At 64.3% G+C, this 21,514-nt stretch carries 14 protein-coding genes; 8 read left to right on the top strand and 6 right to left on the bottom strand.

Features of this window, described 5'->3' with window-relative positions; genetic code table 11:
- Positions 1-15: 15 nt before the first annotated feature.
- The 3 genes from AC19YX_RS28245 to AC19YX_RS28255 form a co-directional block, all read right to left on the bottom strand.
- Positions 16-549 (bottom strand): DUF3087 family protein, encoded by a 534-nt coding sequence (locus AC19YX_RS28245; protein ID WP_078474113.1) that lies wholly within the window; start codon positions 547-549, stop codon positions 16-18.
- A gap of 282 nt (positions 550-831) precedes the next feature.
- Complete coding sequence (locus tag AC19YX_RS28250; protein ID WP_201131784.1) at positions 832-1,578, bottom strand: DUF533 domain-containing protein; 747 nt, start codon at positions 1,576-1,578, stop codon at positions 832-834.
- Positions 1,579-1,700: 122 nt separating this feature from the next.
- On the bottom strand, positions 1,701-1,895 hold the full coding sequence (locus AC19YX_RS28255) for a hypothetical protein (RefSeq protein ID WP_421549563.1): 195 nt from the start codon (positions 1,893-1,895) through the stop codon (positions 1,701-1,703).
- A 299-nt stretch (positions 1,896-2,194) separates the two neighbouring features.
- Here AC19YX_RS28255 and AC19YX_RS28260 point away from each other — a divergent pair, with 299 nt between their 5' ends.
- Together AC19YX_RS28260 and AC19YX_RS28265 are read left to right on the top strand one after the other, a co-directional pair.
- On the top strand, positions 2,195-10,885 hold the full coding sequence (locus AC19YX_RS28260) for a glycoside hydrolase family 94 protein (RefSeq protein ID WP_500607565.1): 8,691 nt from the start codon (positions 2,195-2,197) through the stop codon (positions 10,883-10,885).
- Positions 10,886-10,975: 90 nt separating this feature from the next.
- Positions 10,976-11,707 carry a Crp/Fnr family transcriptional regulator gene (locus AC19YX_RS28265; protein WP_201131786.1) on the top strand — a complete coding sequence of 244 codons (732 nt, stop codon included), beginning with the start codon at positions 10,976-10,978 and terminating at the stop codon, positions 11,705-11,707.
- A 382-nt stretch (positions 11,708-12,089) separates the two neighbouring features.
- On the opposite strand, the gene AC19YX_RS28270 is transcribed toward AC19YX_RS28265, so the two are convergent.
- From AC19YX_RS28270 to AC19YX_RS28280, 3 genes are read right to left on the bottom strand one after another with little or no spacing between them, the layout of a single operon-like run.
- Positions 12,090-12,623, bottom strand: coding sequence for a hypothetical protein (locus AC19YX_RS28270; RefSeq protein WP_500607566.1), 534 nt, complete (start codon positions 12,621-12,623; stop codon positions 12,090-12,092).
- Complete coding sequence (locus AC19YX_RS28275; protein ID WP_500607567.1) at positions 12,598-14,394, bottom strand: N-acetylmuramidase family protein; 1,797 nt, start codon at positions 14,392-14,394, stop codon at positions 12,598-12,600. Before AC19YX_RS28275 ends, AC19YX_RS28270 begins: the two co-directional genes overlap by 26 nt.
- Before the next feature lie 24 nt (positions 14,395-14,418).
- Positions 14,419-15,381 carry a hypothetical protein gene (locus AC19YX_RS28280; protein ID WP_500607568.1) on the bottom strand — a complete coding sequence of 321 codons (963 nt, stop codon included), beginning with the start codon at positions 15,379-15,381 and terminating at the stop codon, positions 14,419-14,421.
- Between the two features lie 262 nt (positions 15,382-15,643).
- Here AC19YX_RS28280 and AC19YX_RS28285 point away from each other — a divergent pair, with 262 nt between their 5' ends.
- From AC19YX_RS28285 to AC19YX_RS28310, 6 genes are all read left to right on the top strand, one after another.
- Positions 15,644-16,339, top strand: coding sequence for a Crp/Fnr family transcriptional regulator (locus AC19YX_RS28285; protein WP_500607569.1), 696 nt, complete (start codon positions 15,644-15,646; stop codon positions 16,337-16,339).
- A gap of 183 nt (positions 16,340-16,522) precedes the next feature.
- Entirely contained in the window at positions 16,523-16,951 is a 429-nt protein-coding gene (locus AC19YX_RS28290) for a hypothetical protein (protein WP_238596250.1), read from the top strand.
- Positions 16,948-18,441: an ATPase domain-containing protein gene (locus AC19YX_RS28295; RefSeq protein ID WP_500607570.1), complete on the top strand. Its 1,494-nt coding sequence runs from the start codon at positions 16,948-16,950 to the stop codon at positions 18,439-18,441. The genes AC19YX_RS28290 and AC19YX_RS28295 overlap by 4 nt, the downstream gene beginning before the upstream one ends.
- A 9-nt stretch (positions 18,442-18,450) precedes the next feature.
- A complete protein-coding gene (locus AC19YX_RS28300; RefSeq protein ID WP_500607571.1) occupies positions 18,451-20,052 on the top strand; it encodes a diguanylate cyclase domain-containing protein in 1,602 nt (533 codons plus the stop codon).
- Between the two features lie 363 nt (positions 20,053-20,415).
- Positions 20,416-21,021 (top strand): SCO family protein, encoded by a 606-nt coding sequence (locus tag AC19YX_RS28305; RefSeq protein WP_020296877.1) that lies wholly within the window; start codon positions 20,416-20,418, stop codon positions 21,019-21,021.
- Complete coding sequence (locus AC19YX_RS28310) at positions 21,021-21,509, top strand: copper chaperone PCu(A)C (protein WP_078473966.1); 489 nt, start codon at positions 21,021-21,023, stop codon at positions 21,507-21,509. The genes AC19YX_RS28305 and AC19YX_RS28310 overlap by 1 nt, the downstream gene beginning before the upstream one ends.
- The last annotated feature ends 5 nt before the right edge of the window (positions 21,510-21,514 follow it).

Below are 21,514 nucleotides of genomic sequence, written 5' to 3' on the forward strand. Positions count from 1 at the left end.
CCTCGACACTCGGCGTTAGCGGGCGACCGCGATCTTTTTCACCGTCTCGATCCATTGCGGGTCCAGGCGTGGCTGATCGGTGTCTAGGCCCATGGCCTGCATCGCTTCCTTATGCTGGTCGGCCTCGCGCACCAGTTGGTCCTGGCCGCTGGAGTTGGCGTCGAGCTGGTGCATCTGGTGGATCCCCTGGTGGTAGAAACGCAGCAGCTTCATGGCCGCCGGGTCCCGCGCCTGCACGCCAGCCGTCACGTGGTGCATGACGTTGGTCACGCTCATCAGGCTGCGCTTGAGCTGCCAGCCGTAGACCGCTGCGGCCATCCACGGCTGGGACCAGAAACGCACGCGCATCAGGCCGATGCTCAGCGCGAGGCCGGCCGCCACCCCGGCCACGTTGAGCCAGAAGTTGTCGCCACCGGGCTGGCCGAACAGCAGCACCGCCGCGCTGGACAGGACCATGGCCAGGGACAGGAAAATCAGCGCGATAAACAGCGTGCTGCGGCGCGTCTGCTGGCGGTAGGTGGCGGGGTCGAACGGCTTGATCTCGAACATGGCGGCAACGGGCTCTGATAAGGAACAGGCAAGAAGATTGCCGGGCATTATCACCGTCACCACGCCGCTGCGCCGATTAAATCGCCCGCTGCGACAAAAGCACGCAGTGGGGTCATACCGATCATTCGAGCACCAGAGCCGGCGAACAATGCTGTGGCGAAGTAACTGGCTGCCGTTGGACCAGCCGCTGCGCCGGCGTAGCAGTCCCATTTCAGGGCCGCTGCGCGGCCCAGCGGGAGCAAGCTCCCTCGCCACACGTGGGTGTTGGCCCTCGGACGAGCCTCAGGCCGCGCCGCCCCGGGCTTGTTGTTCCAGGTGCAATTGCAGTTCGGGCTCGATGCCCAGCGCCGCCGCCAGTTCGTCCAGGTAATTGCGTTCGGCGGCCTGTTGCTGGTCCACCAGCATCACGCTGGCCAGGTACATTTCTGCGGCCATGCCCGGGCCGTCGGCGGCTTGCGCCACATCGGCGGCGTCCAGCGGCCGCGCGACTTCGGCGTCGAGCCATTGCTGCAGGTCGGGGTCGTCGGTGTGGCGCCCCAGTTCGCTGCTGATCAACTGCTGCTCCTGTTCATCGATGCGCCCATCGGCCTTGGCTGCGGCGATCAGGGCCCGCAGGATGGCATGGCTATGGGCCTCGGCTTCCGGCCCGGCCAGCAGGTCGACGGTGCGCAGGGCCTCGGGCGCGACGGCCGCCGGTTGCGCGGTGCTGGCCTGTTGCTGCTGCCAGGCCTGGTACGCCTGGAACGCCATCATCCCCAGAGAGGCCAGGGCTGCGTAGCGGTTGCCCGAGGTCCGCCCCTGAGGCGTGGCGCCACCCAGGCCCGAACCGCCCAGCAGGCCGCCGAGCAAACCACCCAGGCCACCTCCGCCGCCCGCCGCCCCGCTTGAGCCCAATAACCCGCCGAGCAGCCCGCCCAAGCCACCCAGCCCGGTAGAAGCGCCCCGGGATTGCGGGCTGGCGCCGCTCTGGGAGTTGATCGAGGCCTGGCCGGCCCGCAGCAGTTGTTCCAGCAGATCACTGGTGTTCATGGCATCGCCCTCATGGATCGCGCGCAGCGAAAAAGGCAACGATAGCCCTCGCCGGCCAATGCGCCATGACCGTCCGGCCGGGGCGTGCGCTGTGATCCTGAGCGTGAGGAGGCCGGGCCGCGCTAAGTGCGCGGGGGCGGCTCATTGAGAAACAGGTTCCAGACCTTGTACGCCTCGTGCTGGCGGCGGTTGGCGATCTCCCATTCCGGCCCTGTCAGTTGGTGTGCGGACACCAGTTTCATCATGTCGCAGGTGGCCGCATCCAGCTCCATCAGCAGTTGATGGGATCTGTACCTGAAATCGTCGACGTTGTTCATGGTGGGGGTATGCCTGTGACCGAGGCCGACTTCGCAAGTGGCGAAGCCATGCACCCGGCACAAGGTCGACAACCGACGGAGGCGATTAATTGTCATCGCCCGATAAACGGTCGCAGGCGCCGTATACGGCGCCTGCCCCGCTATGTTCGCCAGCGCACAGACACCTCCCCCCCGAGCTGGACAGACTCAGACCCTGAGAAGCTGCGTCCCGCGAGGTCTGGCACCCGATAACGCCCGCCTCGCTTATTGCCCCCGCTTCGGCGCTTCTCCGGTCGAGGGCACGCTCTGCCAAGGAAAACATGGACAGTCATTGGACCCTCAAACTCTTTCGGTTCTGGCGTCTGCCTGCCGTCCATTACCGCCAGTGGAGCGAATCGCGGCGCAAGTTCGAATATGAACCGCTGCTGCGCTCCGAGCTGTTCAGCGCCGAACAGATGGCACACCACGGCACCCTGCTGGCGCAGCAACATCGCCTGAGCCCGGGGAACACCGCCGATACCCTGCTGGCGCGCCTGGCTGACAACGAAGCGACCCTGGCCAGCAGCTGCCGGGCCCTGACGGCCGCGCCCCTGTCCTCGCGCCGCGCGACCCCGGCCGCCGAGTGGCTGCTGGACAACTACTACCTGGTGGAAGAGCAGATCCGCACCACCAAGACCCACCTGCCGCGTGGCTACAGCCGGCAATTGCCGCGCCTGGCCGAAGGCCAGTCGGCGGGTCTGCCACGGGTCTACGACATTGCCCTGGAAACCATTTCCCATGGCGATGGCCGGGTCGACGGCGACAGCCTGGGGCGCTTCGTCGAGTGTTATCAGAGCGTGATGCCGCTCAAGCTTGGCGAGCTGTGGGCGATTCCGATCATGTTGCGCCTGGCCCTGATCGAGAACCTGCGGCGCGTGGCCTCACGGGTCATGGCCAACTGGGATGACCGCAACCTGGCCAACGACTGGGCCGATCGCCTGATCGAAACCGCCGAGCAGGATGCCAAGAGCGTGGTGCTGACGGTGGCTGACATGGCGCGCTCGGGGCCGCCAATGACCTCCTCGTTCGTCGCCGAACTGGCGCGCCGCCTGCAAGGGCAGAACGCCGCGCTGGTGCTGCCCCTGGCCTGGATCGAACAACTGCTGGGCGAGTCGGGGCTGAACATCGAGCGCCTGGTGCAACTCGACGCCCAGCAACAGGCTGCCGACCAGGTGTCGATCAGCAACAGCATCGCCAGCCTGCGCCTGCTCTCGGCCACCAACTGGCGTGAGTTCGTCGAGCGCATGAGCCACGTCGAACAGGTGCTGCGCAGCGACCCGGCGGGCCTGTATGAGCGCATGGATTTCGCCACCCGCGACCACTACCGGCACCGGGTCGAACGCCTGGCGCGGCAGTGCTCGCTCAGCGAAGAACAGGTGGCGCGCATTGCCATCGACCTGAGCAACAGCCAGCCGCCACAGGACCCCGCCGCCGTGGCCAGCCATGTCGGTTACTACCTGGTCGGCCCCGGTCGCGGCGAGCTGGAGCAACGCATCGCAGCACGGGTGCCCCTGGCCCAGCGCTGGCAGCGCCTGCTGCAACGGGCGCCTTTGAGTTTCTTTCTGCTGCCGGTGGCGCTGCTGTCGCTGCTATTGGCCTGGTCCTTTATGCAGTCGGTGCATGAGGACGGACACGCGTTTTACCTGCTGGCCCTGCTGGCACTGCCGACCCTGCTGATGAGCAGCCGCCTGGCAATCGGCCTGATCAACTGGCTGGTGACCCTGACAGTGGCGCCCTGCATCCTGCCGCGCCTGGACTACAGCGAAGGCATCCCGGAGCAGGCAAGGACCCTGGTGGTGGTGCCGACCCTGATCGCCAACGCGGCGGATGTCGAAGAACTGGTCGAAGGCCTGGAAGTGCGCTTCTTGGCCAACCGCGACCCGCACCTGCACTTCGCCCTGCTCAGCGACTTCATGGACGCCGACAGCGAGGTGCTGCCCGAAGACGCCGGCTTGCTGCAACTGGCGCAGCAGTTGATCGAAGGCCTGAACCGCAAATACCCGGAGGCCGAGGCCGAGCGCTTCTTCCTCCTGCATCGCCCACGGCGCTGGAATCCGGCCGAGCGCAGCTGGATGGGTTATGAACGCAAACGCGGCAAGCTGGCGGAACTCAATGCGCTGCTGCGTGGCCAGGGGTGCGAGCGCTTCGCGCTGATCGTCGGCGATATCCAGGCCCTGCCCCGGGTCCAGTACGTGATCACCCTGGACACCGACACCCAATTGCCGCGCGATGTGGCCATGCAATGCATCGGCGCCATCGACCATCCGTTGAACCACCCGGTGTTCGACCCGCAGACCGGGCAGATCAGCGCCGGCTACGCGATCCTCCAGCCACGGGTCGGCATCAGCCTGCCGAGCACCGCGCGCTCGGCCTATGCCCGTCTGTTCGGCAGCGATGCCGGGGTCGATCCCTACACCCGCGCGGTGTCGGATGTGTACCAGGACCTGTTCGAACACGGCTCGTTTATCGGCAAGGGCATCTACGCCGTGGACGCCTTCGAGCATGCGTTGCAGGACTGCTTTCCGGATAACCGGGTGCTCAGCCACGACCTGATCGAGGGCTGCTACGCCCGCTCCGGGCTGCTCAGCGATGTGCAGCTGTTCGAGGAATACCCCTCGCGCTACAGCGCCGACGTCAAGCGCCGTCACCGCTGGATTCGCGGCGACTGGCAGTTGCTGCCGTGGCTGATGCCCTGGACACCCAAGGCCAGCGGCGGGCTCAAGCGCAACCGGCTCAGCGCCCTGGCCTGCTGGAAGATTTTCGATAACCTGCGCCGCAGCCTGGAGCCCGCAGCGTTTCTGATCATGCTGTTGTGGGGCTGGTTCGGTGCCTCTGAGCCCGTGTCCTGGACCCTGGCAGTGTTGATGCTGGTGCTGATCCAGCCGCTGTGCAGCGCGTTGCAGGAACTGATGCACAAGACCGTCGACGTGCCGATCGAACAACACCTGGCCGCAGCCCTGCACACCTGCTCCCAACACTTCACCCGGGCCCTGCTGCCGCTGATCTGGCTGCCCTATGAAACCTGGTACAGCCTGGATGCCATCGGCCGCACCCTGTGGCGCATGCTGCTGAGCAAGCGCCGGCTGTTGCAGTGGCAACCGTCGCGGGAAGTCGAGCGCGGCCACGGCCATTCCCTGGCCGGGCAATACCGCAGCATGTGGATCGCTCCGCTACTGGCCCTGATGCTGCTGGCATTGCTGCCACTGCCGGCGCTGCTCAGCGCCGGGCCCTTTATCCTGATGTGGCTGGCCAGCCCGGCCATTGCCTGGTGGCTGAGCCGACCGTCGCGGCGCGCCGAGTTTCATCCCTCCAGCACCGAACTGCGGTTTCTGCAAACCCTGGCCCGGCGCACCTGGGCCTTCTTCGACCAGTACGTGGGGCCAGCCGACAACTGGCTGCCACCGGACAATATCCAGGAGCAGCCGCTGTTCGCCGTGGCCCACCGCACCTCGCCGACCAACATGGGCATGGCCCTGCTGTCGCACCTGGCGGCCCACGACTTCGGCTACCTGAGCAGCGGCCGCCTGCTGCAACGCCTGGAACAGAGCCTGGCGAGCATGGCCCAGTTGGAACGCTATCGCGGACACTTCTACAACTGGTACGACACCCTGACCTGCAAACCCCTGCCGCCGCTGTATGTGTCGACGGTGGACAGCGGCAACCTGGCCGGCCTGCTGCTGACCCTGCGCCCGGGCCTGCTGACCCTAGCCGATGCGCCGCGGCATGACTTGCGCCTGGCCAGCGGCCTGGTGGATACCCTGGACGTGCTGCAGGACGCACTGAACACGGCCGGCCTCGACAGCCGCGAAATCGAGGTCCTGAGCCTGCAGGCCCGGGCGATGCAACACCGCCTGAGCCACAGCGCCAACGGCTCCAGCGCGCAGTTGCTGAGCCTGCTGGAGCAGATCAGCGCTCACGGGGCCAACAGTGCGCTCGAGGGCGACGCCGAGGTGCTGTTCTGGCGCGCCGAGCTGGCGGCGCAATGCCTGGACCTGCGCAGCGAACTGGAGCGCTTCGTGCTGCCCGCGCAACAGGATGGCAGCAACCTGCCACCCCTGAGCTGGCGTCAGTTGGCCGAACTTGACCTCAGCCTCTGGGTGCCCGAGCAGCAACCCCGGGTCAGTGCCGTCCGCGCCTTGGCCAGCCAGCGCCTGGCCACCCTGGAGCAATTGACCGACCAGATCAGCGACCTGGCCCGCATGGACTTCGGCTTCCTCTATGACCGTCAGCGCAACCTGTTCGTGATCGGTTACAACGCCGACGAACGCAAGCTCGACGCCGGTTACTACGACCTGCTGGCCTCGGAAGCGCGCCTGACCAACTTTGTGGTGATCGCCCAGGGCCAGTTGCCCCAGGAGGGCTGGTTCTCCTTGGGCCGCCTGCTGACCAGTAATGGCGGGATGCCGGTGCTGCTGTCCTGGTCCGGCTCGATGTTCGAATACCTGATGCCAATGCTGGTGATGCCCAACTACGAAGGCACTCTGCTGGACCAGACGTGCCGCGCCGCGGTCGCCCTGCAGATCGAGCACGGCAAGCAGCTGGGGATTCCCTGGGGGGTGTCCGAGTCGGGCTACAACACCCTGGATGCCCAGCTCAACTATCAGTACCGGGCCTTCGGCGTTCCCGGCCTGGGCCTCAAGCGTGGCCTGGGCGAAGACAGCGTGGTCGCGCCCTACGCCAGCGTGCTGGCGTTGATGGTGGCGCCCCAAGCGGCCTGCGATAACCTGCAACGCCTCAGCGAGTTGGGCCTGGCCGGGCGTTTCGGCCTGTATGAAGCGGTGGATTACACCGAGGCTCGCCTGCCGCGCGGGCAGAGCCAGGCCATCGTCCAATCCTTCATGGCTCACCACCAGGGCATGAGTCTGCTGTCCCTGACCTGGCTGTTGCTGGATCAACCGATGCAGCGGCGCTTTGAATCCGATCCACAGTTCCAGGCCACCGCCCTGCTGTTGCAGGAGCGCGTACCGAAAACCGCCGCCCAGTACCTGCATGCCTCCAGTGCCCCGGCGGCCGATGAAGCGGCGAGGGTCAACGAGACCAAGCTGCGGGTGTTCACCGACCCCGACCGCAAGCGCCCGGCCCTGCAGCTGTTGTCCAACGGCCGCTACCACGTGATGGTCAGCAGCGCCGGCGGCGGCTACAGCCGTTGCAACGAACTGGCGGTGACCCGCTGGCATGAGGACAGCACCTGCGACAACTGGGGCATGTTCTGCTACCTGCGGGATGTGGCCAGCGGTGCCTTCTGGTCCGCCGCGCACCAGCCGACCCTGGGTCGCCCGGCAAGCTTCGAGGCGATTTTCACCGATGCCCGTGCCGAGTTCCGCGTGCGCGAACTGGACTTCGACACCCACAGCGAAATCGTCGTCTCCCCCGAGGACGACATCGAACTGCGGCGCCTGCACGTCACCAACCGCGGCCGCACCCGGCGCAGCATCGAGCTCACCAGCTACGCCGAAGTGGTGCTGGCCTCAGCCATCAGCGATGCCATGCACCCGGCGTTCAGTAACCTGTTCGTGCAGACCGAGCTGCTGGCGCCGTTGCAGGCGATCATCTGCACCCGCCGGCCGCGCTCCAATCATGAAACCCCGCCCTGGATGTGCCACCTGCTGGCCGCCCACGGTGTGGACATCGATGCCATTTCCTACGAAACCGACCGCGCGCGCTTTATCGGTCGTGGTCGCAGCGTGGTGGCGCCGGCGGCCATGGAACCGCAGATCGAGCAGTTGTCCGGCACCGCCGGGCCGGTGCTCGACCCGATTGTCGCGATCCGCTGCCGGATCACCCTGGATGCCGGGCAGACCGCAACCATCGACTTCGTGACCGGGGTCGCCCAGAGCCGCGACAGTTGCCTGCAACTGATCCACAAATACCGCGACCGGCACCTGGCCGACCGGGTCTTCGACCTGGCCTGGACCCACAGCCAGGTGCTGTTGCGCCAGCTCAATGCCTCCCTGGCCGATGCCCGGCTGTTCGAGCAGATGGCGGCGTCGATCATCTACGCCAACGCCACCCTGCGCGCCGAAAGCAGCCTGTTGCTGAGCAACCGCCGCAACCAGTCGGGGCTGTGGGGCCAGGCGATTTCCGGCGACCTGCCGATCGTCCTGCTGCAAGTCGGCGACCTGGCCAACATCGAGCTGGTGCAGCAGATGGTCAAGGCCCACGCCTATTGGCGGCAGAAGGGCCTGGCGGTGGACCTGGTGATCTGGAACGAAGACCAGGCCGGTTATCGCCAGCAATTGCAGGACCTGATCATGGGCCTGGTGACCTCCGGCAGCGAAGCCAGCCTGATCGACCGTCCCGGCGGCATCTTCGTGCGCCCGGCCCAGCAGCTGTCGAGCGAAGACCGCACGCTGATGCTGGCGGTGGCGCGCCTGGTGATCAACGACACCCGGGGCAGCCTCGCCGAGCAGGTCCAGCGCCGGCGCGCCGACCCGCTGCTGGCGCGCCTGGAACCGAACCTGGTGCGCCGCGAGCGCCTGACCCGGCAGCCGGTGGCGACGCAGATACCGCAGCTGATCCTCGATACCCCCTTCGGCGGCTTCAGCCCCGATGGCCGCGAGTACATCATGACCCTGCACCCGGGCCAGCCGACCCCGGCGCCCTGGTGCAACGTGCTGGCCAACGCCCGGCTGGGCACGGTGATTTCCGAAAGCGGCGGGGCCTACACCTGGAACGAAAACGCCCACGAATATCGCCTCACGCCCTGGAACAACGACCCGGTCAGCGATCCCAGCGGCGAGGCGATGTACCTGCGCGACGAAGACAGCGGGCACTTCTGGTCGCCGACGCCCCAGCCATGCCCGGGCAGCGGCAGTTACCGCACCCGCCACGGCTTTGGCTACAGCGTGTTCGAGCATGAAGAAGACGGCATCCAATCCGAACTGTGGGTGTACGTGGCGCTCGACGCGCCGCTCAAGTTCTCGCGGCTGATCGTGCGCAACCGCAGCGGCCGGCCACGCCGGCTTTCGGCCACGCACTATGTGGAATGGGTGCTGGGGGACCTGCGCAGCCGCTCGGCGATGCACGTGGTGACCGAAAGCGACCCCTTCAGTGGCGCGCTGTTTGCGCGCAACGCCTACTCCATCGAGTTCGGCGCACGGGTGGCGTTTCTCGACACCGACGCCAGCGACCGCAGCTTCAGCGGCGACCGCACCGAGTTCATCGGCCGCAACGGCACCCTTGCCGCCCCGGCGGCCATGACCCGGGCCAAGTTGTCCGGGCGTTGCGGCGGGGCCTTCGACCCGTGCGCGGCGATGCAGGTCGGGCTTGAACTGGCTGACGGCGAAAGCCAGGAAATCGTCTTTCGCCTGGGTGCCGAACGCGATGCCAAGGCCGCGACCCGCCTGGTCCAGCAGTACCGCGGCAATCGCGCCGCCGCCCTGGAACTGGAAGCCGTGCACCAGCACTGGCGCAGCACCCTAGGCGCGATCCGGGTGACCACCCCGGAGCCGGCCCTGGACGTGCTGGTCAATGGCTGGCTGATGTACCAGGTGATCGCCTGCCGCTTCCTCGGGCGCAGCGGCTTTTACCAGTCCGGCGGCGCCATCGGCTTTCGCGACCAGTTGCAAGACAGCATGGCCATGCTCCACGCCGACCCGCAGGCCGCGCGCCAGCACCTGCTGCTGTGCGCCGCCCACCAGTACCCGGAAGGCGACGTGCAGCACTGGTGGCACCCACCGCAAAACCGTGGGGTGCGCACCGGCTGTTCGGACGACATGCTCTGGCTGCCCCTGGCCACCAGCCGTTATGTGCAGGTGACCGGCGACCGCAGTGTGCTGGAGGAAAAGGTCGGCTACATCGAAGGTCGCGCGCTGAACGCCGGCGAGGAGTCCTACTACGACCTGCCCGGCGTCTCGTCCCTGGAAGAAAGCCTCTACCATCACTGCCAGCGCGCCATCGAGCGCGGCCTGACCCAGGGCATCCACGGCCTGCCGTTGATGGGCACCGGCGACTGGAACGACGGGATGAACCGGGTCGGCGAACAGGGCCGGGGCGAAAGCATCTGGCTGGGCTTTTTCGGCCATGAAGTGCTGGAGCAATTCGCCGCCATCGCCCGGCTGCACGACGATGGCGCCTTCGCCCAGCGCTGCCATGAGCAGGCAACCGCCCTGCGCAGCGCCCTGGATCAACACGCCTGGGACGGCGCCTGGTACCGCCGGGCTTATTTCGACGATGGCCAGGTACTGGGCTCGGCGGCGAATCAGGAATGCCGCATCGACTCCATCGCCCAAAGCTGGTCGGTGCTCAGCGGCGCCGCCAGTCCCGAGCGCCAGCAACAGGCCATGACCGCCCTCTACCAGCACCTGGTGCGGCGCGAGGCCGGGGTGGTGCTGCTGCTCGACCCGCCGTTCGACCAGGGCAGCCTGGACCCCGGTTACATCAAGGGCTACGTGCCCGGCGTACGCGAGAACGGCGGCCAATACACCCACGCCGCCGTATGGGCGAGCATGGCCTTCGCCCGCCTGGGTGACAGCGCCAAGGCCTGGGAACTGTTGCGCCTGATCAACCCGGTCAGCCGCCGCAGCGCCGCGCAAGTCGACATCTACAAGGTCGAACCCTACGTGATGGCCGCCGATGTCTACGGCGTGGCACCGCATACCGGGCGCGGCGGCTGGACCTGGTACACCGGCTCGGCGGGCTGGATGTACCGCCTGGCCGTAGAGTCGCTGCTGGGGCTGGTACGCAGCGGCGACACCCTGCGCTTCGAACCGGTGCTCCCCGGCGACTGGAGCGGCTACAGCCTGGACTACCGCTTCGGCGCCAGCCTGTACCGGATCGAGATCAGCCAGCAACCGGGCGCGCAGCACAGCATCAGCCTGGATGGCCAACCGCTGGCCGAGCCATTGCTGGCTTTGCGCGACGACGGCCAGGAGCACCGAGTGCAGGTGATCTGCCCGGCCCCGCTGCGACTCGACCACCCACAATCGTTAGGCACAACGGGCAGCGCCACAGCGTCGGTGCCAGGGCCATGAGGGATAACAGACAGCGACGCCGTTGTGGACTACCCTGACCAACCGGGAAATGGCTCCTGGGGGAATGGCTTCTAAAAGGTGGCGCTGCATATGCTGGATGTACACAAGCCACACCAGAACTACCTGCTGGCCGCGCTCCCGGAGCCGGTCAAGCAGCGCCTGATCCCTGACCTGGAACAGATCGCCCTGCCCCTGGGCAAGGTCCTGTACGAATCGGGGGACGTCCCGCGCTACGTGTACTTTCCCACCGACGCCATCGTGTCCCTGTTGTATGTGATGGAAAGCGGTGCCTCGGCGGAAATCGCCGTGGTCGGCAACGAAGGGCTGGTGGGCGTGTCATTGTTCATGGGCGGCGAAAGCACCCCGAGCCGGGCCATTGTGCAAAGCCCGGGACACGCCTTTCGCCTGCCCGGGCAACGGCTCAAGGACGAGTTCAACCGCCACGGCGAAATGCTCCTGCTGATGCTGCGCTACACCCAGTCGCTGATCACCCAGATGGCCCAGACCGCCGTCTGCAACCGCCACCACTCCATCGACCAGCAACTGTGCCGCTGGCTGCTCCTGTCCCTCGACCGCCTGCCCGGCAACCAGCTGATCATGACCCAGGAACTGATCGCCAACATGCTCGGCGTGCGCCGCGAGGGCGTCACCGAAGCCGCCGGCAAGCTGCAGCGCCTGGGAGTGATCGAGTACAGCCGAGGCCACATCACCGTGATCGACCGGCCCCAGCTCGAACAACTGAGCTGCGAGTGCTACGCCGTAGTGCGCAACGAAACCGCACGCCTGCTGCCCTATTTGCCGGCCCACCGTTTGGGCGGCTAGGGCTTGGTGCTGTGGGAGCGCACCTTGCGCCTGGGGCGCAGTGTTGTGTGGGTGGAACGGGGTTCTTTGCAACATCGTGGAGGTTTTCAATAGCTGCGAACAATGGGGGTGAACGTGTTAAGCGTTTAGGCTCGTCTTTACAGCAACTTTTAACCACCCCTTTAGCACGAGATGGAGCTCTTCATTATAAAGTTCACTTTGAAAAACTTTTGAAACACCCTCAACAAAACTGTTGAAAACGAGATAGCTAACATCAGCATTCGAAACAGATATATTGATGCATTCACCCTACACATTTAGCCATGGTACGACCACCTTACAACTGACAACAAAAGTACTCTGCTCCCTGCTGCTAACAACATGAAGCATCAACTTCCATTAGCTACTCCCCACTCCAAGCATTGCGGATTTTAGGATTTCCATTCAATAACTCAAGCGAACCCGATTGTGTATCTTTATTTGCTTTCAAGACTGTCGAAACGTTCGGAGCATCTACAAAAACCCCAAGATTGTATTCTTTATTTCCCAAGCTCCAATTTTGAAAGACGGTATACTCCACCCCTGAATTCACGAAACTCAAGGTATAATCCCCTCTCGCATCATTTATGACGCCGCCGCCCCTAAAATAACCACTGTAGCGAAATTTAGACCAAGACTCTTCATTTTGCTCATGTGGATATTCAAGCTCCACACCTCCAACTTCCCCAAACCGATAAACCAAGTACGCCGAGCTTTCACCCTCACAAATGGAGGCGATTTTTTTTGTATTATTTTCCGTAAAAGACATAATATTTCTTTCAGTTTTCTTGCAGAGACTTTCACTCCTCTGAGCATGAGCGCTTTGAAAAAAAGCAAACCCAACCATAATAAAACACAATACTAATAACGTATTAACGATTGAACTTCGCATACTCATTATAAAATTTCTCTATATTTTTTGCATAATCCGGATTTATTGATCGCCACTCCGAACCGTTATGACCCGCGGCAATCTTCTCAAAATTTTTCTGCCTAAGCCCATCTAGTAAAACAGGGTTATTTTTAGCAAACTTGAGAAATGCTTTAATATGTTCTGCATCACCGAGAGACATTGCAGCCGTAAACGCTTTAACGCTATCAAACCCTGCCGCTCGATAGTTGAAACCCATTATTTGAAACTTCCCCCACGAACACGCTTGGAGTGCTGCCTCTTCATCTAATCGATAAGCCGTAATCAGCCTTTCATATTGAGGCCGGCCATAGGGTCCGTACACGTCGATGGCCGCTACTTCTTTTCCAGTCCCCACATCCTTGTAGACTCCGCTGCTACCTTTTTTAGCTCTTTTATAAGCGGGGCCATAAATTTCCGGATGAGACTGTCTTAATTTGGGTAATTTGGTGAGACGCGCAAACCAATGTCTCTCAAAGAGAATCGCTGGTATTGTCTCGTCATCTACATCTACAAAAGACGAGTGCGCTGACTCTTGTCGGGCGATCGCATAAATTAGCCCCGGCTCGCATTTTAGTTCTTTTGCTGCTGAGTTTATTTCTTCACCCGTAAGATCCTCACCTTTATAAACTCCTAAAAACTCTAGCTCTATATCTTCACCATAAAGTGTGATGACTGGATGAAGACGGACAGACAACATGTCAAACATTCCAACCGGATGAAAGTGATAAACCTTCGCCCCCTCCGGTAACCCAATATCCGCCGCCACCTCCCCCCACCAACGCAATTTCATCACGCGGTTCTTTTCCGCTTTCACATTGTCCATGGCCCACTTGCCGAGCTTGACCGCGATCTCGGAGATCACGCCGTACTTGCCGGCCCAGGACGGGACGTGCCATTCGCTGGTGTGATAGGCGATCAAGCCTCCCACGCGCTTTGCTAGCGCTCGATTCTGCAAGGCGGCGTCCAGGTTTTCTTCACTGAGTTCGCCCTGGTTGTTCAAGCCCATGAGTTGGCGGATGTGTTTGAAGAATGGGGTTTCTTCGGGTCGCTGGCCGCCTCTGAGGAAGTCGACGAAGGCGCTGGCGGTGCCGTCCCACCAGGTTCCGGCTTGGTTGCTGGCGGCGTCGACGACGTCGAAACCGGGCCAATGCCAGGGGGTCAGGCGGCGGTCGGTGTCTTTGGCCCAGCCGTGGACGATGGAGCCGTCTGCTGCCAGGACTTGGACGTTGACCCAGCTCTGCTGGTGGTCATCCTGCTGCACGGTGGTGTGGCGGGTGATGCCCGTGGTCCAGTCTGTCGCCAGGTCGATGACCGAGGGGGCATCGTCTCTGGGTTCGGCTTTGATCGGGTCGCCCTGGCGCAGCCGCACCAGGGTCCAGTGCTGTTTCGGCAGGTTTTCGGCGTAACGGCGGCTGTCGAGCAGAAAGCGCGGCACATCCTCGGCGCTGAAGATTTCCAGGTGCAGCATGGGGCGCGAGGCCGGCTGGTTGGCCAGCAAGGTTTCGGAGCTGGAGACTTGCTGGCCCAGGTGGCCGATGACCTCGCCCATGCTGAGCGGAATCGGTGGCACAGGGATCTCGATGTTGTCGAAGGCGGCGGGTGCGCTGAACGCCTCCAATTCCTCCAGATACACCCGACCCGGAACCTGCAGCTCAGTGATTTGAACGCCGTCCGGTTGGGTGGCAATACCGCCCTCGACAATGCGCCGGACCAGGCCCCATTTATCATTCCCTGCCATCGGCTCGATTTCGATCACTGAGCCGCGGACCAGTATTCCCAGTTAGGTGCTGCTATCCAGCGCCCTGACCGTAAGGCCCTCAATCAGTTGGTCGTTCAGGGTCCACTGGTTTTTGGTCTTCAGGCCGGCGCGGTGCTGCTTTTTGGGCCACCACCTGGGCGTTCGGTCGAGGGTTGCCTGGTAGCTCGCGCCATCGGCCAGGTGCATATAAAGGCTGTACAGGACAAGCTCCGGCGGCGATATGACGGCGGCGGGCTTGCACATCGGAGGCTGCGGCTTGGGTTGGCTGCCGAGCACGACGGTTGCGACCGGCGGCTCGCCGCCAAACCAGCGATTGGGCAAGGTTGTGGGCAGGCGGTCCAGGCTGTAGAGGGGGAGCCAGGGCTCAGCCACGGGTTCGCGTGTCCAGGTGGCAACCGAGGGCGGCTGGATGCGGACCTTGGCCCAGCCGTTTTGCAGTTCCATCAGTGCAACGCGTGCGTACAGCGGCAGCCAACCGACGGTGGGGCCGTGGGCTCGGGTTGCCAGTCGGGTGCCGTAGTCGGGTTCGACGCTGGCTGACGCTAAATCGTCGTCGCTGGCGGGGGCCGGCAGAGGGGGTGCTTGCAGACGGTGACGGACCAGGACAAAGCCGGTGGAGTAAGGTCGCAACACAGCCGTGGCCTGGGCTTCTTGACCTTGATCGGCATTAGCGAGCGGTTCGGCACCGGCCTCCAGAGGTGTATCGGCCACCGGCGTGGCATCCAGGTAATGCTCATCGATTCGGTAGGCGACGATCTCTCCGTCGGCCACGCATTGCACCCCCTCCTCGGTGGAAAACACGTTGGCCGTGCCACGGTCGAAATGGATGCCGCCGTGAAAGTGGCCATTGTTGCCCAGGGGGAAATGGCCACCGTCCGCAAGCGCCAACCCGGCGTAGGCGTCCTGGACATCCGCAAAGGTTTTGCCGTCCTGGGCGTTGAAGGGGTAGCCCATTCGGGAGGTGGGTTTGGGGGCAACGGTCATCCTTGATGTGCTCCAACGGGTTCAACGGGTGAACTGCCAGACCCAGGTCTCGCCATAGGCGTGCGAGCTGGTCCCGGCTGCGGGAATCTAAGGCCCGGATCGAGAGCGGGGCTATAAGGTGAGTCTGAAACTCAGCCGCCGGTCTTTTGGCCTTCCCCTCTTCGCCACACTCTGTGCTGTAGCGAACAGACCCGCTGCCGGATGTTGCCCACACTGCATCACCACTCATCCTCTGCTACCTGATGCGCTACAGGACCTTCGCATGCCAGCCACCTTGATCCGCAGCGCACACAATCAGCTGATCCAGGGTTTGCCCCCGGGGCAGCGCCTGAGTGTGCTGGCCCATTGCGAAACCGTGGAGCTGAGTTTCGGCAAGGTTTTGTGCGAGGCACGCCAGCCGCTGGAGCACCTGTATTTTCCGCAGACCGCGTTTATCTCCCTGGTGGCGACCCTGCGCGGCCACCCGCCGCTGGAGATGGGCCTGACCGGCAACGAGGGGGTGCTTGGGGCCAGTGTGCTGCTGGGGGTCGAGACGGCGCCGTTGCGCGCGGTGGTCCAGGGCGCCGGTAGTTGCCTGCGCATGGGCCTGGGCCAGTTGCCCCTGGCCCTGGCCGCCAACCCGCTGTTGCGCGCGGCGCTGGATCGCAGCCTGTATCGCCTGCTGCTGCAACTGTCGCAAACGGCGGTGTGCACGCACTTTCATGAAATCGAACCGCGCCTGGCGCTGTGGCTGCTGATGATTCACGACCGCGCCCACGCCGACCACTTCCACCTGACCCATGAGTTCCTCGGCAATATGCTCGGTGTGCGGCGCAGCGGCGTGACCGTGGCCGCCGGGGTCTTGCAGCAGCGCAAGCTGATCCGCTACAGCCGTGGCGAGATCACCATCCTCGACCGCACGGGGCTGGAAGCGGCCGCCTGCGAGTGCTACGCCACGCTGAATCGACAAACGCCGTAGGCCCATTGCCCGATTCTGGACAAGGTCCAGGCAATCGCAGTGCCACTATGTGCGCTAACAGACAGACAAGACCCGGGCGCCCCTCCAGACTGTCGCGACAGGTATACGGCACAGGCCTTGATGCCTCGCCGGCACTGGTCGCGACACACCGCCTGGCCCCAACAATTTTAGTGAACCAAGCCCATGGAAAGCGAAGACAAGCGCCGGATCACGGAATCGCTGACCCGGCGTGCCGGGGAGAGTCCGAGTGCCCCGCAGGTCGCCGCCGCCACGGTGTCGACCCTGCAGGCTATGGACGCCGCCCTGACGCCTATCATCGGCCAGCGCGGAGTCGCCGCCCTCTACAGGCGCAGCCTGTTCCTCTGCACGCCCGGCTGCGACGGCCTGACGGCGGTGCTTGAAAACGTGCACAGCGTGATGGAGCTGGCGCCACTGGAGCAGTTTCTGGCCGGGCAACACAGCGCCGACACCTTCACCGCCAGCGTCACGCTCCTGACCACGTTCAACGAGTTGCTCGCCACCCTGGTCGGCCCCTCGCTCACCGAACGTCTGCTTCGTTCTGTGTGGGAACACTCTTTTAGCGGTACAGCCCCGCAGGACATTTCGCCATGAGCAGCAAAGTGACAATCAACCGCCTGGCTACCGGGGTTCCAGGCCTGGATGAAGTACTGGGCGGCGGGCTGCCGGAGTTCTCCTTCAACCTGATCGCCGGTCCCCCAGGCTGCGGCAAGACCACCCTGGCCCACCAGATGATGTTCGCCCTGGCCACGCCGGAACGCCCGGCGCTGTACTTCACCGTGCTCGGCGAGCCGCCGCTGAAGATGCTGCGCTACCAGCAGCAGTTCGACTTTTTCGACAGCGAGTCGGTCAACCATTCGGTGCGCTACATCAACCTGGCGGACGACACCTTGGCCGGCGACCTGGACGAAGTGCTGCGGCGCATCGTCGCCGAAGTCGAGGCCCATGGCCCGGCGCTGGTATTCGTCGACTCGTTCCGTTCGGTGGTGCTGGCCAGCCGCACCCAGGACAACCCCAACAACAACCTGCCGCAGTTCGTGCAACAGCTGGGCATGTTGATGACCACCTGGCAGGCCACCACCTTCCTGATTGGCGAGTACTTCACCGAGACCGACACCAACCCGATCTTCACCGTGGCCGACGGCCTGATCTGGCTGCGCCAGAGCGTCCAGCGCAACTCCATGGTGCGCAAGATGGAAATCATGAAAATGCGCGGCCAGCCGACCCTGCCCGGCCTGCACAGTTTTCGCATCAGCCAGGCCGGGGTGAAGATCTTCTCCCCGAGCGCCTGTCACAGCCCGGCACCCGGGGCACTGAGCCCGCAGCCGTTGAGCGAGCGCCTGCCGATGGGCGTGCCGGGCCTCGACGAGATGCTCGGCGGCGGCCTGCCCGGGGGGTACTCGCTGCTGGTGGCCGGCCCGTCCGGTTCGGGCAAGAGTATCCTGGCCGCGACCTTCCTCGCCGAAGGCGCACGCCGGGGCGAGACCGGGGTGATCGCAGTGTTCGAACAACACCCCAGCCGCTCCCATAACCCGGGCCTGATGCAGTTGATCGAGTCGGGCCAGGTTGGTCTGGTGGACAGCCGCGCGCCGGACCTGTCGATCGATGAGATCGTCCACCTGCTGCTGGACGAGATCCATCGGCTCAAGGCAACCCGGGTGGTGATCGATTCGCTGTCCGGGTTCGAGCTGGCCCTGGCGCCGACCTTCCGCGAGGACTTTCGCGAGTCGCTGTCGCGCCTGGTCAGCGCCATGGCCCAGGCCGGGGTCAGCGTGCTGATGACCTCGGAACTGGAAGACCGCTACACCGACCTGCGCTTCAGCCCCTATGGCACGGCCTTCATGACCGACGCCATCATCGTCCAGCGCTACATCGAGGTCGACAGCCGCCTGCTGCGGGTGATGGCAGTGGTCAAGGTGCGGGCCAGCACTCACTCCGACCAGTTGCGTCTGTATGACATCGATGACCGCGGGATCCGCATCGGCCAGATGCTGCCCGACCGTGAAGGGTTGCTGGGTGGCCGGCCATCGCGCAAATCGGCGGTGGACGTGCCCTTGCCCCTGCACAGCCTCCCTGAGCAGTGAGCGGCACTTATGAACGATGCCCGCAGCGATAACCCGCGCTCACTGACCGCCGCTCAGCAAGAGCTGGCGCAGTTGCGGGTGCAGACGCTGGAAGTGCGGGCGACCCTGGCACGCCTGCAGGATGAGGTGGTGCAGGCGCAGCGCGGCCCGGCGAATACGTTGCTGGAGGCCAACCAGGAACTGGTGATCCGCCTGCTGCGGGCTCAGGACGAGGCGCAGACGGCGGCCAAGGCGCTGCACGAGATCTCCCACTCGATCGGCATCGATGACCTGACCAACCTGCCCAACCGCCGGCAATTGCTCACCCGCATCGAACACGCCATCGCCAACGCGGTGCGCCTGGGCGATGGCTTTGCCCTGCTGTTTCTCGACCTCAACGACTTCAAGGTGATCAACGATCGCCTTGGCCATGGGGTAGGCGATGCGATGCTCAAGCAAGTCGCGCAGTGCCTCAAGGCCTTGGTTCGCGAGACCGACACCGTGAGCCGCTACGGCGGCGACGAGTTCCTGATCCTGCTCAATAACGTGTCGCGCAAGGCCGATGCGACCCGGGTCGTGGAAAAAATCATCAGTTCCCTGAGTACGCCGTACCACGTCGGCCAGCACGAGTTGAGCCTGAAGGTCAGCATCGGCATCTGCCTGTACCCCGATGACGCCGAGCACCCGCAGCAACTGATCGACCAGGCCGATGCCGCCATGTATCGGGCCAAGCGCCAGGGCAGCGGCGGTTTCGAGTTTCACGACCCACACCTGCTGCCGGGCATCGCCCTGCCAGCGCCTTTCGGTGACATCAGCCACGACCGGCGCGGGAATGAAGCGGAACACCTGCATATCGGGCAATTGCGCGAGGCCAACGAGCAGCTGGTGATGGCCGCCCTCAGCGCCCAGCAGCTGCAATCGGGGGCCGAGCAGGCGTTTCTGCAGCAGAAGGACCTGTTGGCCAAGGTCGCCCATGAACTGCGAACTCCCCTGACCCCGCTGAGCCTGACGGCCGGCATGCTGTTGCGCCTCAAGCATGAGGAGCTGCCGCGGATCCAGGCAATCATCGAGCGCCAGGTGCGGCATATGTCGCGGCTGGTGGAAGACCTGGTGGACGTGTCCCGGGTCAGTGCCGGCAAGTTGCGCCTGGACCGGCAGCCGATCGACCTCGGCGTGATCATCACCGAGGCCCTGGAAACCTGCCATGAGGCAATGGAACTGCGCCGGCAGCAGATCAGGGTGCAACTGCCGAAACAGGAAATCCCCGTCAACGGCGACTCGCTGCGCCTGGCGCAGATCTTCGGCAACCTGTTGGGCAATGCCTCCAAGTACACGCCGCTGGAAGGTGAGATCGCGCTTTCGGTGCATGTCGCCGAGGGGGCCGTGGAAGTCATCATCAGCGACACCGGGATCGGTATCTCGGCCGCCATGCTGCCTTTTATCTTCGAGCCCTATGTGCAGGATGTGCACGCCATGAAGTTCGATGGCGGTGGGCTCGGCATCGGCCTGACGGTGGTCCGCGAGCTGGTGCTGGCCCACGACGGCCACGTCTCGGCCCACAGTGCCGGGCCGGGCCTGGGCAGTCAGTTCGTGCTCAAGTTGCCACTGCTGGGGTGCACAGTCGAGGCCTGAAACCCCACAGTTACTGGGGTTACAGGGCCAGCGGCGGCGCTGCCCGCGCACCTGCGGCGCAATGTCGCATGGAACAGGCATGGGGCCAGCCTTGCGCAAACCGCATCTGCCCACCGCCGGTTTTTCCTTGGTCTGCGTGCAGCCCGCCCACAGCAGTGCCTGCGCGGTTTTTCAGGTGGTCGCGAGGGCTGCCGGCGCAGCGTTGATCCAGGGCCTGGCGTGGCGGTTCGGGGGCGGGCCGCGGTGACCTGTCGTCGTGCTCCGGCGCCCCAACGGCCCGGGGTTTGTTAATATCCGCGGCCTTGAAACAAACCCACCGCCTGGCCTTCTTCGACTGCCAGCCTTGGCAAAGGGCAGTAATGCATGAGTGTTTTAGTCACCCGCCGCAAAGTGATTGCCGGCATGGGCCTGCTGGGCCTGGGCCTGCTCGCCGGCTGCGACAGCAGCAGCAAACTCTCCTACAAGTACGGCAAGGACTTGAGCGACAAGATCCTCGGCCGGACCTTCAAGCTGCGCGACACCGACGGCAATCAGAAGCTGCTGTCGAGCTACCGGGGCCTGATGCCCATGGTCTTCTTCGGCTTCACCCAATGCCCGGCGGTCTGCCCCACGGCACTGGCGCGGGCGGTGCAGGCCAAGAAGTTGATGGGGCGCGACGGTGATCGCCTGCAGGTGATCTTCATCACCCTGGACCCGGAGCGCGATACGCCCGAGGTACTCAAGGCCTACGTCAAGGCCTTCGACCCCAGTTTCGAGGCGCTGTACGGCACCCTGGAAGAAACCGCGGAGACCGCCAAGGAGTTCGGCGTGTTCTATGAAAAGATCCCCAGCGGCTCGACCTACACCCTGTCCCACAGCGCCACCAGTTTTGTCTTCGACTCCCGCGGCGTACTGCGCCTGGGGCTGTCCCCTTCCCTGACCGCGCAGGAATGCGCGGAAGATCTGCTTACCGTGATGGAGGTCTGCTGATGCACCCCGCCCCTCGTAACCCTGCTTTTGCCCGCCGCGCCAAACAGGCCGTGGCCATTCTTTCGCTGCTGGGCCTGGCCTGGCACGCGTCGGCCCAGACCCGGGTCGACGACGCCTGGGTCCGCGCCACCGTACCCGGCCAGCAGGCCACCGGCGCGTTCATGACCCTGACCGCCGACAGCGACAGCAAACTGCTGAGCGTGCAATCGCCGGTGGCCAAGACCGTGCAGATCCACCAATCGAGCATGAACAACGACGTGATGCGCATGGAAGCCGTGCAAGCGGTGGACCTGCCGGCCGGCAAGGCGGTCAACTTCGACCCCCACGGCTATCACGTGATGCTGATCGACCTGGTGGCCCAGGTGAAGGAAGGCGACCAGGTGCCGCTGACCCTGACGGTGCAGAACGCCAAGGGCGAGCAGGAGTCGATCCAGCTCCAGGCGCCGGTGCGGGCGCTGAACATGCCTGAGCACCACATGCAGCACTGAGCCTT

This window comes from Pseudomonas sp. MF09150 (assembly GCF_059862355.1).

Excerpts from the sequence above, each read along its gene's own strand:
- AC19YX_RS28245 (WP_078474113.1), bottom strand. The coding sequence starts at position 549 with ATGTTCGAGATCAAGCCGTTCGACCCCGCCACCTACCGCCAGCAGACG.
- AC19YX_RS28250 (WP_201131784.1), bottom strand. The coding sequence starts at position 1,578 with ATGAACACCAGTGATCTGCTGGAACAACTGCTGCGGGCCGGCCAGGCC.
- AC19YX_RS28255 (WP_421549563.1), bottom strand. The coding sequence starts at position 1,895 with ATGAACAACGTCGACGATTTCAGGTACAGATCCCATCAACTGCTGATG.
- AC19YX_RS28260 (WP_500607565.1), top strand. The coding sequence starts at position 2,195 with ATGGACAGTCATTGGACCCTCAAACTCTTTCGGTTCTGGCGTCTGCCT.
- AC19YX_RS28265 (WP_201131786.1), top strand. The coding sequence starts at position 10,976 with ATGCTGGATGTACACAAGCCACACCAGAACTACCTGCTGGCCGCGCTC.
- AC19YX_RS28270 (WP_500607566.1), bottom strand. The coding sequence starts at position 12,623 with ATGAGTATGCGAAGTTCAATCGTTAATACGTTATTAGTATTGTGTTTT.
- AC19YX_RS28280 (WP_500607568.1), bottom strand. The coding sequence starts at position 15,381 with ATGACCGTTGCCCCCAAACCCACCTCCCGAATGGGCTACCCCTTCAAC.
- AC19YX_RS28285 (WP_500607569.1), top strand. The coding sequence starts at position 15,644 with ATGCCAGCCACCTTGATCCGCAGCGCACACAATCAGCTGATCCAGGGT.
- AC19YX_RS28290 (WP_238596250.1), top strand. The coding sequence starts at position 16,523 with ATGGAAAGCGAAGACAAGCGCCGGATCACGGAATCGCTGACCCGGCGT.
- AC19YX_RS28295 (WP_500607570.1), top strand. The coding sequence starts at position 16,948 with ATGAGCAGCAAAGTGACAATCAACCGCCTGGCTACCGGGGTTCCAGGC.
- AC19YX_RS28300 (WP_500607571.1), top strand. The coding sequence starts at position 18,451 with ATGAACGATGCCCGCAGCGATAACCCGCGCTCACTGACCGCCGCTCAG.
- AC19YX_RS28305 (WP_020296877.1), top strand. The coding sequence starts at position 20,416 with ATGAGTGTTTTAGTCACCCGCCGCAAAGTGATTGCCGGCATGGGCCTG.
- AC19YX_RS28310 (WP_078473966.1), top strand. The coding sequence starts at position 21,021 with ATGCACCCCGCCCCTCGTAACCCTGCTTTTGCCCGCCGCGCCAAACAG.